Genomic DNA, 13,004 nt, shown 5'->3' with positions numbered 1-13,004 from the left:
AATTCATCATGCGTCGCCTGTCCCTTCTTCTTGGTCTTGGTCTGCTGACAGGGTGTGCTGGTGGCCATCCGGGTAAATATGTCGTGTTCTTTACCGAGAACTCCACCCAGCTCGACACGCCGGCCCAGACCGTGATCACGCAGGCTGCGCAGCGCGCGGTCTCGAGCCACGCCAATGTGCGTGTTGAAGGTTACGCCGCTGCCAGCCACGACCTGTCGGCTGATGAGCTGCTAGCCATCGACCGTGCCAAGATCGTGGCCCGCCAGCTTGCGGTTGACGGCGTGGACGCCAGCCGTATCCGCCAGCAGCCGCGCGGCCCGCTGAACAACGAAAATGGTGCGCTGGCGTCGCGCCGTGTCGAAATCGAGGTTGGTGGACGCTGAGCGACGGTCCTTTTTCTGACGATATGACTGCCCATGACGGCGCATCGCGCAATCCGCGTAATGTGCTGGCCGAGGTATTCGGCTTCCCTGATTTCCGTGGCCTGCAGCAGCAGGCCGTGGATGAGGTCATGGCAGGCCGGGACTGTCTTGTGCTCATGCCGACGGGTGGCGGCAAGAGTGTCTGCTATCAGGTGCCCGCCCTGGCGCGCCCCGGGACCGGGCTGGTCATTTCCCCCCTGATCGCGCTGATGGACGATCAGGTGGCGGCCCTGCGCCAGCTGGGGGTGAATGCTGGCGCGCTGCATTCCGAACAGGAAGCCGATGATGCCGCCCGTGTCCGATCGGACCTTATGGCGGGGCGGCTGGACATTCTTTATGTCTCGCCTGAACGGCTGCTTTCTCCCGGCATGCTGGAACGGCTCGGGCGCCTGACGCTGTCGGTCATCGCGATTGACGAAGCTCACTGCATTTCCGCGTGGGGCCATGAATTCCGGCCCGAATACCGCGAACTTGCGGCCCTGCCACAGCATTTTCCCAATGTGCCCCGCATCGCCCTGACCGCCACGGCGGATGCGCGTACGCGCAGTGATATCCTCGATGCGCTGGCGATGCCCGATGCAACGGTGCTGAAGGCCAGCTTCCACCGGCCCAACCTTGATATCGCCGTGCGTCCCAAGACATCGGAACTGCGGCAGTTGACAGGCATACTGGACCGGCACCGGGGGACGGCGTCCATCGTCTATTGCGGCAGCCGCAGCAAGACCGAGCGGATTGCCCGTTCGCTTGCGGGGAAGGGCTATGCCGCGCTGCCGTTCCATGCCGGCCTGTCGCCGGTGGAAAAGCGCGCGGCCCTCATGCGGTTCCGCTCGGGGGAGCCGGTGGTGATCGTCGCCACCATCGCCTTTGGCATGGGAATCGACCGGCCCGACGTGCGCGCCGTCGTGCATCTGGACATGCCGTCCTCGCCCGAAGGGTACTATCAGCAGATCGGCCGCGCCGGGCGTGATGGCGCGCAGGCCGAGACCGTGCTGCTGTATGGTGGCGATGACATGGCCCGTGCCCGGTACTGGCTGGAACAGTCCAACGCGCCCGAGGCCCAGAAACGGATCATGAGTGCCCGCCTGGAAGCCATGATCGCCCTGACCGAGACCACGGGATGCCGCACGCAGGCGCTGCTGTCCTGTTTTGGCGAGGAACTGTCTACCGCCTGCGGGCACTGCGACAACTGCCGCAATCCGGTCGCGACGTTTGATGGCACGGTGGCGGCACAGAAGGTGCTGTCGGCCATCTATCGCACGGGGCAGCGTTTTGGCGCGGTGCATGTGGCAGGCGTGCTGCGGGGCAAGGCGTCGGACATGACGTCGCGCCATGGGCATGAAAAGCTGAGTGTGTTCGGTATTGGCCGCGATCGGCCCGAACCCTTCTGGCGTGGCGTGATCCGCCAGCTGATCGCGCGTGGTGCGATAAAGGTGACAGGCGAATATAATGCCCTTGCCCTTGAGGAGGGACGTGCGCGTCCCATATTGCGTGGCGAGGAGCAGATCATGCTGCGCGAGGACGCGACCGAGGATTTGAAGGCGGCAGGTCGCGGTTCAGGCAGCGGGCAGCGGCCCCAGATGGTGGACCTGACGCCGGAAGCCGCAGCACGGTACGAGGCGCTGCGGCAATGGCGGCTGGGTGAGGCGCGGGAGCAGGAAATTCCGCCCTATGTCATTTTCCATGATGCCGTGCTGCATGATATTGCACTGGAATGCCCGACCTCGCTGGATGAACTTGGCATGATCCGGGGGGTGGGTGGCTCCAAGCTGGCCCGCTATGGTGCTGCGGTGCTGGATGTACTGGCTGATGTCGGCGCCTAGCCCGTCACGTCGCCCCTGCGTGGCGTGTTCTGTTTCATCGCGTAATCAGGAAACGGTTTTGCATGCGTTGCCCTTTTTGTGGAAATGACGATACGCAGGTGAAGGACAGCCGCCCGCATGAAGACGGTGCGGCCATCCGGCGCAGGCGCATATGCGGATCATGCGGGCAGCGTTTCACCACCATCGAGCGCGTGCAGTTGCGGGATCTTGTGGTGATCAAGGCCGACGGGCGCCGCGTGCCGTTCGAACGCGACAAGATGGCGCGGTCGGTCCGTATCGCGCTGCGCAAACGCCCGGTGGATGCCGATCGGATTGAACGGATCGTCAATGGTCTGGTCCGGCATCTTGAAGCAATGGGTGAGACGGATATTCCGTCACGCGATATTGGCCGGCTGATCATGGAAACGCTGCGTGAAATTGATTCCGTGGCCTATATCCGTTTCGCCAGCGTGCATTGGGATTTCCGGGAAACCAAGGATTTCGCGGATATTCTGGATACGATTTCAGCATCCGTATCGGGGGATGCGGGCGAAGAGTTTTCCCCATCCGACCCGAAAGACAAAGATTGAACTGGACCCCGCCGCGCAAAGAGGCGATGAAACCCAGAATTTGCAGCAATGCCATAGCAGGAGTAACGCGCCATGACACAGACAGACGGTGACCGGCAGCCCAGGGTCCGTTCCCGTACCGCATCGCGTGTTGCCGCGGTGCAGGCCCTGTTCCAGATCGAACAGGGCAATGAAAGCCCGGAACGTGTCATAAACCAGTTCATGCGCCACCGGCTGGGCACGTCCGCATCCGAACAGTGTGCCTATGCCGACGGTCAGGTGCCTGATGCGGATGCGCGCCTGTTCGGGATCGTGGTGCGGGGCGCCATGGCCCGGCAGGACCGCATTGATGCGTTTCTGCACGACATCCTGCCCGCCTCGTGGCCGCTGGCCCGGCTGGACCCGGTGCTGCGTGCGATCATGCATGCCGCGGGTGGCGAGATGACCGGCGCGGACCCTGTTCCCGCCCGTGTCATCATCAATGAATACATGGATATCGCCCATGGGTTCCTCGCCGGGGATGAGCCGCGCATGCTCAACGGCGTGCTCGATGCCCTTTCGCGGCGGATTAATGACCCGGTAGCGCCCGTGGCGGATACGGATGGCGTGGAAACGGTCGCGGTGGATGAAGAAGAAGTTCCCGCCGCCGATGCCGCGCCCGACACCAGGCCTGCCTGAACCCGGCGGAAGGGCATGACGGCCATGGGACAGGACACGCTGTCAGATAATGGCCTGCCGGCGGAATTCGGGTTTATTGCCCGTATTTTCCGCCCGCTTGCGGGAAATGGGGCGCTGGACCTGCGCGATGATGCCGCCGTGTTCATGCCGCCTGCCGGGCGTGAACTGGTCATTGCCGCCGACGCCATGGTTGAAGGCGTCCATTTCCTGCCTGATGATCCGTCTGATACCGTCGGGCGCAAGCTGCTGCGCTGCAATCTGTCTGATCTTGCCGCAATGGATGCGACCCCGCTGGGCTATCTCATGACGGTGTCCATGCCGCCCGAGCGGGATGAGGCATGGTTCGCAGGCTTTGCATCCGGTCTGGTGCGTGACCAGAAACGCTTTGGCATTACGTTGCTGGGGGGGGATACCACCTCGACCTCCGGGCCGCTTGTTTTGTCCCTGACGGTGCTGGGGCATGTGGCACCGGGGCAGGCGTTACGGCGCAGTACCGCCCGCGTGGGTGACGGCATATGGGTGACGGGCACCATTGGTGATGGCGCGATGGGCCTGCTGGCGCGACGGGGCCAGGTGGCCGACCCCGATCATTTCCTGGCGCGACGGTACCAGTTGCCACGACCCCGGCTGGGGCTGGCGCTGGGCGATGTGGCATCCGCCGGGATGGATGTATCCGATGGGCTGGTGCAGGATCTGGGGCACATGGCGCGTGAAAGCGGGGTCGGTATCGTGATCCATGCGGATCAGGTGCCGCTTTCGCCGGCCGTGCGTGCGCTTGGCCCGCAATGGCTGCCCACCTGCCTGAGCGGGGGGGATGATTATGAACTGCTGCTGGCCGTCCCGCCTGCGCATGAAGATCGCCTGCTGCGCCATGCCGCACGGTCCGGGGTGGCGGTGACGCGCATCGGTCAGGTGGTGGCGGGAAATGGCGTGCAGGTGCGCGACGGTGCAGGGCACGAGATGGTGCTGGCCCGGCGCGGCTGGAGCCATGTGCCGGACAGGGGCTGAGCCCCGGCCACGATATGCCGTTCAGTCGGTCAGGGAACGGTCATAGACCCGGTAGCGCTTGCACGGTTCGGGCGTGATGCGTTCGATCAGGCGGCGCATGGGCAGGTTTGTTTCCAGCACCCAGCCCAGTTCGACCGTGCGGTAGGGCAGGCTGCGCCCGCGTTTCATGAGTTCGGTAATGGCGAGCGCGGGCATGATCGCGCCCAGTGCCGTGCCATCCAGCACGGAACTGACCCCCAGCAGGATAACGCGGGCGGAATGGAATTCATGCCGCAGCAGGCGCTTGCCCAGCTTCAGCCATCCCAGCGGTGAGGGATCTCCGTTGAGGTCGGCGGAAATGTCGAACACATTGGGCACAACCAGCGCCACGCAGACCGGCTTGCCATCCTGTTCGATCAGCACGAAATGCTCGGGCCGCAGGATCGGCTTCATTTCCACGATCATGGCCTGCATGTCTTCCCGCGCCAGCGGGATCGATCCCCAGTTGTTGCGCCATGCGTCGTTGTACAGCGTGCGCAGGATCTCCCCATCTTCGTCAATGCGGTCCATGCGCAGGCCACGGGTGGTGACATTGCCCAGACGCCCTTCGCCCAGACGCAGGCTGGCGGGGACAAGGTGGGCTTCCTCCGCATCCGGGCCGGTGCGCATCTGGTAGGCGACAAGGTCGCGCACCTTGGTGCAGCCGCAGGCTTCCATCATGCCGGGCAGCCATTGGGGGTGCCACGGCATGGCCACCATGGGCAGGGCGTGGTGGCCCTCGATCATCATGCCGAATTCACCATTGCTATCCAGCGTCTGCGGCCCGCGCATGAGCTTCATGCCGTGCTGGCGCAGCCATGTGCCCGCCGCGTCCAGCAGGGCGGATACAACCTTCAGATCGTCAATGGCGTCCAGCGCGCCGAAAAAGCCGACCGGTTCGCCATAATGTTCCATGGAAACCGGGTCGATCTGGGCGGATATGCGCCCCACGGCCCGGTTGCCCCGCATGGCCAGGAAATACTGCGCACGGCCCTGACGGAAAAATGGACTCTTGCGTGGGGTCAGCAGGTCGCGCTGGGTCAGGTCCAGGGGCGCGACATAACCCGGCAACCCGGCGTACAGGCGGCGGGGCAGCTGGATAAAGGTGGTCATCTGACGAAAGCCGGAAACGGGAATGATAGTAAGACGATCGGTTTCGTTCATGACCGGTTCGTTGCATCCTGAACATTACCCGCATCGACCTTCATTCCGTCACGGAACGGGGCAGGCTATGCAGGCATGGGTTAAAAGAAATGATTCGGTGGTCCGTCCTGTTGCTGTGCTGATGGCACAGAAGGACCCTTAAAAGGAAGATAGACAATGACGGTTCGGTCCGGTTCACGCATGGATGAAGGGGCATATGTGCTGATTACGGGGGCATCCAGCGGGATCGGGGCGGAACTGGCGTGGCTGTATGCGGCCCGTGGTCGGCCGCTGGTGCTGTGGGGGCGCAATGCCGAACGGCTGGAAAATGTGGCCGTACGCGCCCGCAGTTACGGCGTCAGCGTGCATACGCGCGTGCTGGACCTGTCTGATGGGGCGGCGGCGATTGCAGCCCTGCGTGAGGATGATGACAGCCATCCGGTGGATATCGCCATCCTTGCCGCGGGACTTGGGGACATGCGGCGCGGGGACGACGTGGTGGAACGCGCGGAGGACGTGCTGCGCCTGGGGATGGTCAATTATGCCACGCCATCGGCCATGGCGGCCGCCGCGGCCGAGCGCATGGCTCCGCGCGGGCGGGGACATATCGTGATGATCAGTTCCGTTGCCGCCTTTCATGCCCTGCCATTCGCCGCGGCCTATTCCGGGTCCAAGGCGGGGCTGAAACGCTTTGCCGAGGCGCAGCAGATGGCGCTGGCCCCGCTGGGGATCGGGGTGACGCTGGTTTCGCCCGGGTTTGTGGATACCCCCATGAGCCGCCGCGTGGTGGGGGCCAAGCCCTTCCTGCAGAGCGCACCTTCCGCCGCGCGCAGGATCGCCCGTGCCGTGGACCGCAACCGGCCGCACCTGGTCTTTCCGTTCGTGTTTTCAGTGCTGCGGCTGGTGGATACGCTGGTGCCGTGGCCACTCAAGCGGCGAATCCTGTCGGCCATCAAGGCCGACCAGATGGACTGAACTGCCTGCGGTGGGGGCAGGGGCCGTATAATATGTTTTAATGTTGATCGGAACGATTGTGGCCATTTCGTGACATTTATCAATGAAATTGCGCGATAGCTGGTCTTGTTTTCTGGTCAGATGTGTTAATCGGTATGTCTGCGGCGCCTGAATTGCCTGTTCTGTTGCATAAAATGCATGGGAAAGGGCACAATCGCAGACTGTTTTTATTGTAATAGCGGGGCAAGGAGCTGCCGTATGGCCACGGAGCGTGACCGGACATGAAAGAGATCGTAGCAGTTGATATTGGCGGCACGCATGCGCGCTTTGCCATTGCCCAGGTTGATCAGGGGCGGGTTGTCACGCTGGGGGACGCCACGACCCTGAAATGTGCCGATCACGCCAGCCTGCAGCTGGCATGGGAAGCCTTTGCCCGCGTGGTTGACCGTCCCCTGCCCAGGGCCGCAGGCATTGCCGTGGCCTGCCCGATCAAGGGCGACATCCTCAAGCTGACCAATAACCCATGGGTCATCCAGCCCGCGTGGCTGCCGGTCAAGCTGGGTGTGGACGAACTGATCCTGGTGAATGATTTCGGCGCCGTGGCCCATGCCGTGGCGCAGGTGGGCGAAGACAGCCTGCAGCATATCTGCGGCCCCGAGCTGCCCCTGCCTGAACAGGGTGTGATTACCGTTGTAGGGCCGGGCACCGGTCTGGGATCCGCCTATATCGTACGCCGCAAGAATGGTTATTTCGTGTGCGAGACCGAAGGCGGCCATATCGACTTTTCCCCGCTGGATCAGCTTGAAGACCGGATCCTGAGCGTGCTGCGCCGTCGCTACCGGCGTGTATCGGTCGAGCGCGTGGTGTCGGGGCCGGGGCTGCTGAACCTGTACGAGGCGATTGCCGAAATGGGGGAACTGTCGGTCAAGGCGCGTGATGACAAGGCGCTGTGGACCATGGCGCTGGAAGGGTCCGACCCGGTGGCTGCCGCGGCGCTGGAACGTTTCTGCCTCAGCCTTGGCACGGTCGCGGGTGACCTGGCCCTGGCGCAGGGGGGCAGCGCGGTCGTGATCGCCGGTGGCCTTGGGCTGCGTCTGGCCGAACACCTGCCCCGTTCCGGTTTTGCCGAACGTTTCGTGGCCAAGGGCCGGTTTGAAGGCATGATGTCGGAAATGCCGGTCAAGCTGATTACCTATCCCCAGCCCGGGCTGCTGGGTGCGGCGGCAGCCTTTGCCGAAGCCTATCGCTGATACGGCCTGAAGGGGCGTCCCGTCATTGGCGGGGCGCCCTTTTTCATATCCGGGATCAGCCGCGCCACAGGTGCCCGGGCATGGCGTCATAATGCCGGGTCAGGAAATCCAGCAGCAGCGCCAGCACACTGCCCATATGCCGGGGATCATACCGGGCATGGTAGGCGATTTCATGCATCGGCTGGTTGTTGATCATGGTGGCGACCAGAATCCGCTCGTAGCGGTGGCCAATGATGTCATGAATATATCTGTAACGGTTGATTGACCCCATCCGCCCGTTCAGCGGCCGCATGGACAGGCCGAGGGATGTCTTGTCCAGATCCGGGTCTTCCTGTCCCATGACGCCAATCCGGTAATCCGTGGCCCAGAACCGGGCTGCCGCCATGTGGTGCGCGGTAATCAGGCCGCCGCGATGCAGCGCATCGATTACGGGCGACAGGGGCGCATTCTCCGCGTTATTCCCGTCGGATGGCAGGGCAGACAGGGTAGCGGGACTGTCAGCGGACAAGGGGCTCACTTTCATGACTGCGTGTTACCGCATCATCTTCACGTCCGGAACGTGGGTCAATTGAAAGAGTACGATTATCCCCGCTCCGGCATGAAAAAATATCCTTCCTTCCGGTCCAAATGCCTGCGGGCTGAAAAGGCCGGATAAAAAAACGGCATCATCCGGGAACCGGGTGATGCCGTAAGGTTCCGTGGACAAGTTGGGAAATCGACGATCGGGAATCTGTCGGGCGACCCACGGGTAAGGAAATTGATAATGATAATAATTATCATTATCAAGATAAAAATGGCATCTGCCCTGATTATCCCGATGGTGGACCCGGTCCCAGAAACGTGGTGCGATAGCCGCACCGTCAATGCATACGCAGGGGACAGCATGGCTATTACACCGCTTGAGGTCGCAGCACGGCGGACAGGGGGGCGGCGGGGTGCCGATATCCTGCTGGAAATTCTGGAAAGTGAAGGGGTTAGCTACATTTTTGGCAATCCCGGCACGACGGAACTGCCCCTGATCGATGCGCTTCAGGGCCGTCCGGACCTGAAATATATCCTCGCGCTGCAGGAAGCGAGCGTAGTGGCCATGGCCGATGGTTATGCACAGGCCGCGGGTCGTCCCGGTTTCCTCAACCTGCACACCGCAGGGGGGCTGGGGCATGGCATGGGCAATCTGCTGAACGCTAGCGTGTCACAGACGCCGCTTGTGGTGACGGCGGGACAGCAGGACTCGCGGCATACGATTTCCGACCCGCTGCTGTTCGGGGATCTGGTCAGTATCGCGACCCCTGCCGTCAAATGGGCGCAGGAAGTCCTGCATGCGGACCAGTTGCCTGTGCTGGTGCGGCGGGCCTTCAATGATTCGATGGCCGCTCCGTCCGGGCCGGTCTTCCTGTCGCTGCCCATGGACGTGATGGAGGAAACCAGTGATGTGGATGTTGGCTCCCCATCCGTCATCAATCGCGACTCCATAGCTGGCGGCCTGCCGGATCTGGCGCGTGCGCTGGCGGGGATTACGCCGGGGCGGCTGGCGATCATCGCGGGGGATGAGGTCCACGGCGCGGATGCGGCGGCACAGGTCGCGGCAGTGGCCGAAATTCTTGGTGCGCCGGTTTATGGCGCGTCCTGGCCATCGCGTATTCCGTTTGCGACGTCCTGCCCATTATGGGCGGGAAACATGCCCACGCGTGCGACCGACATCGCCCACAGGCTTGCGGATTATGACGCGATCTTCGCGCTGGGTGGCAAATCGCTGATTACCATCCTGTATTCCGAAGGCTCGCCCGTGCCGCCGGGCTGCGCGGTTTATCAGGTATCGGCCGATGTGCGTGATCTGGGGCGTACATTCCAGACCCCGCTTTCGCTGGTGGGGAATATCCGTGCGTCACTGGATGTGCTGCTACCCCTGCTGCAGCAGGCGACGCAGCCCCGCCGGGCCGAATTCACGGCAGCCCGCCATCGTATTATCGCCGCCCGCGCCAGCAGGCGTGCCGAGGCGGAGGGCCTTGTGGCCCGTCACCGCGATGACCCGGTCATAGCACCCTGTGTCGCCGCGCATGAGGTCGTGCGTGCCATTGGTCCCCGGATTGCCATTGTGGATGAAGCGATTGCGACATCCTCCTATACGCGCATGTTCCTTGATAGCGACTGGGCTGCGCAATATTCCTTCCTGCGCGGTGGTGCGCTGGGGTGGGGGATGCCGGCCGCGGTCGGGGCCTCGCTCGGGCTGGGGCGGGAGCCGGTGGTCTGCCTGGTTGGGGATGGTGCGGCACTGTATTCCCCGCAGGCCCTGTGGACGGCGGCGCATGAAAGCCTGCCGGTGACCTTCGTGGTGATGAACAATCGTGAATATAACGTGTTGAAGGGCTTCATGCGCGGACAGACGCACTACATTTCCGCGCAGGAAGGGAATTTTCTGGCGATGGACCTGTGTAATCCACCGATCGATTATCAGGCCATGGCCACGTCCTATGGCCTGGACGCCTGCCTTATTACCCGTGCGACGGATATTGCCCCGGCGATCGAGGCCGCAATGGCATCTGGCCGTCCCAACCTTGTCGAGATCGTGATCAGCACGATCTAGAAAAAACGGTCCGGTCTTCAGCGCAGGGGAAAGGTGCAGCGGGCCGGCAGGGTATCGGCCCGCTCCCGGCCCGGGTCCACGCGCAGGGTCAGCCGCATGACGGCGGCGGCCAGATGTGCGCCACTGGTATGCATGGTCGTCTTTATGTCCACGCCATGGTTGTTATCCAGCACCGCGACATTGCGCCCACGGCCCATGGTGCCTTCCGCCCGGACGGACCAGTACGTGCCATTGATATCGGACAGGCGGGCAAGATTATAGACCGTCCCTTCGCCCCTGAGCTTGCTGTACCCAATCCCGATTGCTCCACCGCCAGTAATCTTGACCGGATAGGAGTGTTCGCCAAAATACAGGCGTCCCTTGCCCCAGGAATACCCGCCGGCAAGGGCTGCGTCGCGCAGGGTGAAACATAACCTGGCCGTTGGCTGTCCCAGTGCGTCCGCAGCCCATGCGGAAGAGGAGGCCAGTAGTCCTGCGGCAAGAATGACAGGGGCAGAGAGGAAAGCTGGTCGCACGGTATGTTCCTGCTACGATATGTCGGCTGGTAAAAACATATATGAGATCAAGAGGGCTACCGGTACGATTGACCGGCTGCGCTCTTTGTTTTTCAGTCGATTACCACCAAAAGGCAACCCCTGTCCGTGTCGGGCCCCCATGGGCTGGACGCGTGGGAAAGGAGCGCAACCTCATGCACGCAGCAGCCATATCCATGAATTACGATCATCCTGCCTGCCGCGCCGTCCTGCGGCAGGTCAGGCAGCAGGCGCCGTTTGTGTACGGGTTGACCAACTATGTTGCGGCGGCCCTCAGCGCCAATGTACTGCTGGCGGCGGGGGCGGCGCCCGCGATTGGCGCAGCGCCGGGCTGGCCGGCCGGTTTCGGGGGGCAGGCAGGGGCAATATGGGTCAATGCTGCGGGGCTGATCAACTGCACCGCGCAGGATATGCTGGACGCCGTGCGGGCTGCGAATGCCGCAGGGGTGCCATGGGTGCTCGACCCCGTGGCCATGGGGGCGGGTATCGGGGAATATGACGCAATTATCCGTGACCTGGCGCGACAGGGACCAGCCGTCATACGGGGGAATGCCAGCGAGGTCATGGCCCTGGCCGGTGGTGCGGCGACGGCGCGGGGGGTGGAAACCACGGCATCCATCGCGCAGGCGGTGCCAATGGGGCAGGATCTGGCCCGTAATAAACAGGTGATCGTGGCGATCAGCGGGCCGGAGGACCATATACTCGGCCCTGATGGACGTCATCTTGTCGTGCCCGGCGGCCACCGGCTGCTGACGGTCGTGACAGGGGCGGGATGCGCCTTGGGGGGGCTGGTGGCAGCGGCCCTTGCTGTGACCCCGGAGGAACCGGACAGGCTGGTCGCTGTGGCCGCCATTCACGCATTATATGCGCGTGCAGCGGAAATCGCGGCCCGGAGCGCAGGTGGACCTGCCTCCTTCGCGACCGGATTTGTCGATGTCCTGGCGCATCTGCAGGACACCGACAGCTCCGACGGGATCAGGTAATTCAGGATATATCCGCCATAAGGGAGACATGCGCGGCAATGACCTTCCATCCATCGGGGGTGCGGATCCATGTCTGGCTCTGCCGTCCGATCCGTTCGCCGCCATGGCGACGGAATTCCAGGTCAACCGTGCCGGCATCCGTACCGATGGCGGTAATATGGCGCCGCAGCACATCGCGCGGGGGGGACCCTCCTGTCCGGTTGCGGCGGAACGCGGCGATTTCATCAAACCCGTACAGCGTTTCGCCAACCCCATACCGCACGGTTTCCGGCCCGTGGTAAAAGAGCGCATCAAGTTCCTGAAGGTTATTTTCACCCAGCGCCTTTTCATAGCGATCGGACATGGCGGTCAGTTCCGCGACGATTTCAGGACGGTTCAGGACAGGGGACATGATGTTTCCATAAAATGTGATGGTGACGTTATGTCTTGGCTGCAGGCGCTGCATGGGCACCGTTTTCCGTTACATTTATAACAGCTTCATCGGAAAACGATACGACTTCCGAAGGTGTGCGGCTGGCCGCTTCGTTCGTTTTGCGGGCCAGATCATCTGTCACTGTTTTCAGTTCCGCGACTTCAGATCTGACATCATTCAATATTTCCAACAGGGCTGCGTGATCTTCCGCCGCGCGCCGGTCGGTCCCCCGGCTGAGTACCGCATTGCCCACCATAAGGGCAGGGAGGGCAACCAGCTGGATACAGTTGCTTATGTAAAGCAGCGTATTCTGCCACCCGGGTGCGGCCAGCGGGATAAGGGAAAAGACCAGAAAGGCATAAACGCACCAGATGCTTCCGAATATGATCGTCATGCGCACGGCCACATGATCGTTCACTTCATGAAGAAGGGAGGGTTTGGTCGAAGGATTCGGCATGGGAACCTGCTTGCAGCAATATGGTGTAATAATTCAGGGGTATGTCTCAGAATCTGTCCCGATGCGTCCATCTTAAAATGGATAGGATTTATGCTGACGGGGGAGGGGCAAACGGATTCTGTCCGCCCGTCATGTTTTTCTCAATTCATATAATTCCCTGGATTGTTGGTTTTCTGTGGTTTTTTGTTTTCGGG

Annotated in this window: 14 protein-coding genes; 9 read left to right on the top strand and 5 right to left on the bottom strand. The window is 62.4% G+C overall.

The window, feature by feature from the left end; all coding sequences use genetic code 11:
- Positions 1-8: 8 nt before the first annotated feature.
- The 5 genes from B7449_RS01460 (at position 9) to thiL (ending at position 4,476) form a co-directional block, all read left to right on the top strand.
- Complete coding sequence (locus B7449_RS01460) at positions 9-383, top strand: OmpA family protein (RefSeq protein ID WP_010514394.1); 375 nt, start codon at positions 9-11, stop codon at positions 381-383.
- Between the two features lie 23 nt (positions 384-406).
- Entirely contained in the window at positions 407-2,242 is a 1,836-nt protein-coding gene (gene recQ, locus B7449_RS01455; RefSeq protein ID WP_039733078.1) for a DNA helicase RecQ, read from the top strand.
- A 62-nt stretch (positions 2,243-2,304) separates the two neighbouring features.
- Positions 2,305-2,811: a transcriptional regulator NrdR gene (nrdR, locus tag B7449_RS01450; protein WP_029329466.1), complete on the top strand. Its 507-nt coding sequence runs from the start codon at positions 2,305-2,307 to the stop codon at positions 2,809-2,811.
- Between the two features lie 72 nt (positions 2,812-2,883).
- Complete coding sequence (gene nusB, locus B7449_RS01445) at positions 2,884-3,468, top strand: transcription antitermination factor NusB (protein WP_039733077.1); 585 nt, start codon at positions 2,884-2,886, stop codon at positions 3,466-3,468.
- A 15-nt stretch (positions 3,469-3,483) separates the two neighbouring features.
- The gene (thiL, locus tag B7449_RS01440; RefSeq protein ID WP_048883138.1) at positions 3,484-4,476 is read left to right on the top strand and encodes a thiamine-phosphate kinase; all 993 of its coding nucleotides are present in this window, start codon (positions 3,484-3,486) and stop codon (positions 4,474-4,476) included.
- Between the two features lie 21 nt (positions 4,477-4,497).
- On the opposite strand, the gene B7449_RS01435 is transcribed toward thiL, so the two are convergent.
- The gene (locus B7449_RS01435) at positions 4,498-5,658 is read right to left on the bottom strand and encodes a hypothetical protein (protein WP_039733076.1); all 1,161 of its coding nucleotides are present in this window, start codon (positions 5,656-5,658) and stop codon (positions 4,498-4,500) included.
- 156 nt (positions 5,659-5,814) lie between these two features.
- Between B7449_RS01435 and B7449_RS01430 the strand changes: the two genes are divergently transcribed.
- Together B7449_RS01430 and glk are read left to right on the top strand one after the other, a co-directional pair.
- Entirely contained in the window at positions 5,815-6,612 is a 798-nt protein-coding gene (locus tag B7449_RS01430) for an SDR family NAD(P)-dependent oxidoreductase (protein WP_039733075.1), read from the top strand.
- A 260-nt stretch (positions 6,613-6,872) separates the two neighbouring features.
- Positions 6,873-7,841 (top strand): glucokinase, encoded by a 969-nt coding sequence (gene glk / locus B7449_RS01425; protein ID WP_039733074.1) that lies wholly within the window; start codon positions 6,873-6,875, stop codon positions 7,839-7,841.
- A 55-nt stretch (positions 7,842-7,896) separates the two neighbouring features.
- Here the strand turns inward: glk and B7449_RS01420 are convergent, their stop codons facing one another.
- On the bottom strand, positions 7,897-8,358 hold the full coding sequence (locus B7449_RS01420) for a hypothetical protein (protein WP_235721196.1): 462 nt from the start codon (positions 8,356-8,358) through the stop codon (positions 7,897-7,899).
- Between the two features lie 366 nt (positions 8,359-8,724).
- On the opposite strand from B7449_RS01420, the gene B7449_RS01410 reads away from it, so the two are divergent.
- Entirely contained in the window at positions 8,725-10,425 is a 1,701-nt protein-coding gene (locus B7449_RS01410; RefSeq protein WP_039733092.1) for a thiamine pyrophosphate-binding protein, read from the top strand.
- 17 nt (positions 10,426-10,442) lie between these two features.
- Here the strand turns inward: B7449_RS01410 and B7449_RS01405 are convergent, their stop codons facing one another.
- Positions 10,443-10,940 (bottom strand): hypothetical protein, encoded by a 498-nt coding sequence (locus B7449_RS01405; RefSeq protein ID WP_199858388.1) that lies wholly within the window; start codon positions 10,938-10,940, stop codon positions 10,443-10,445.
- Between the two features lie 173 nt (positions 10,941-11,113).
- Between B7449_RS01405 and B7449_RS01400 the strand changes: the two genes are divergently transcribed.
- A complete protein-coding gene (locus B7449_RS01400; protein ID WP_039733072.1) occupies positions 11,114-11,941 on the top strand; it encodes a hydroxyethylthiazole kinase in 828 nt (275 codons plus the stop codon).
- A gap of 1 nt (position 11,942) precedes the next feature.
- Here the strand turns inward: B7449_RS01400 and hpxZ are convergent, their stop codons facing one another.
- Together hpxZ and B7449_RS01390 are read right to left on the bottom strand one after the other, a co-directional pair.
- Complete coding sequence (gene hpxZ / locus B7449_RS01395; RefSeq protein ID WP_039733089.1) at positions 11,943-12,332, bottom strand: oxalurate catabolism protein HpxZ; 390 nt, start codon at positions 12,330-12,332, stop codon at positions 11,943-11,945.
- Between the two features lie 28 nt (positions 12,333-12,360).
- Positions 12,361-12,810 carry a hypothetical protein gene (locus tag B7449_RS01390; RefSeq protein WP_039733071.1) on the bottom strand — a complete coding sequence of 150 codons (450 nt, stop codon included), beginning with the start codon at positions 12,808-12,810 and terminating at the stop codon, positions 12,361-12,363.
- Positions 12,811-13,004 lie beyond the last annotated feature (194 nt).

This window comes from Komagataeibacter intermedius TF2 (assembly GCF_000964425.1).
Taxonomy (GTDB): domain Bacteria; phylum Pseudomonadota; class Alphaproteobacteria; order Acetobacterales; family Acetobacteraceae; genus Komagataeibacter; species Komagataeibacter intermedius.
The sequence above is the reverse complement of the archived record's forward strand: the minus strand, read 5'-3'. Positions and strand labels throughout refer to the sequence as shown.

Coding starts and splice junctions, on each gene's coding strand:
- B7449_RS01460 (WP_010514394.1), top strand. CDS start 9: ATGCGTCGCCTGTCCCTTCTTCTTGGTCTTGGTCTGCTGACAGGGTGT.
- recQ (WP_039733078.1), top strand. CDS start 407: ATGACTGCCCATGACGGCGCATCGCGCAATCCGCGTAATGTGCTGGCC.
- nrdR (WP_029329466.1), top strand. CDS start 2,305: ATGCGTTGCCCTTTTTGTGGAAATGACGATACGCAGGTGAAGGACAGC.
- nusB (WP_039733077.1), top strand. CDS start 2,884: ATGACACAGACAGACGGTGACCGGCAGCCCAGGGTCCGTTCCCGTACC.
- thiL (WP_048883138.1), top strand. CDS start 3,484: ATGACGGCCATGGGACAGGACACGCTGTCAGATAATGGCCTGCCGGCG.
- B7449_RS01435 (WP_039733076.1), bottom strand. CDS start 5,658: ATGAACGAAACCGATCGTCTTACTATCATTCCCGTTTCCGGCTTTCGT.
- B7449_RS01430 (WP_039733075.1), top strand. CDS start 5,815: ATGACGGTTCGGTCCGGTTCACGCATGGATGAAGGGGCATATGTGCTG.
- glk (WP_039733074.1), top strand. CDS start 6,873: ATGAAAGAGATCGTAGCAGTTGATATTGGCGGCACGCATGCGCGCTTT.
- B7449_RS01410 (WP_039733092.1), top strand. CDS start 8,725: ATGGCTATTACACCGCTTGAGGTCGCAGCACGGCGGACAGGGGGGCGG.
- B7449_RS01400 (WP_039733072.1), top strand. CDS start 11,114: ATGCACGCAGCAGCCATATCCATGAATTACGATCATCCTGCCTGCCGC.
- hpxZ (WP_039733089.1), bottom strand. CDS start 12,332: ATGTCCCCTGTCCTGAACCGTCCTGAAATCGTCGCGGAACTGACCGCC.
- B7449_RS01390 (WP_039733071.1), bottom strand. CDS start 12,810: ATGCCGAATCCTTCGACCAAACCCTCCCTTCTTCATGAAGTGAACGAT.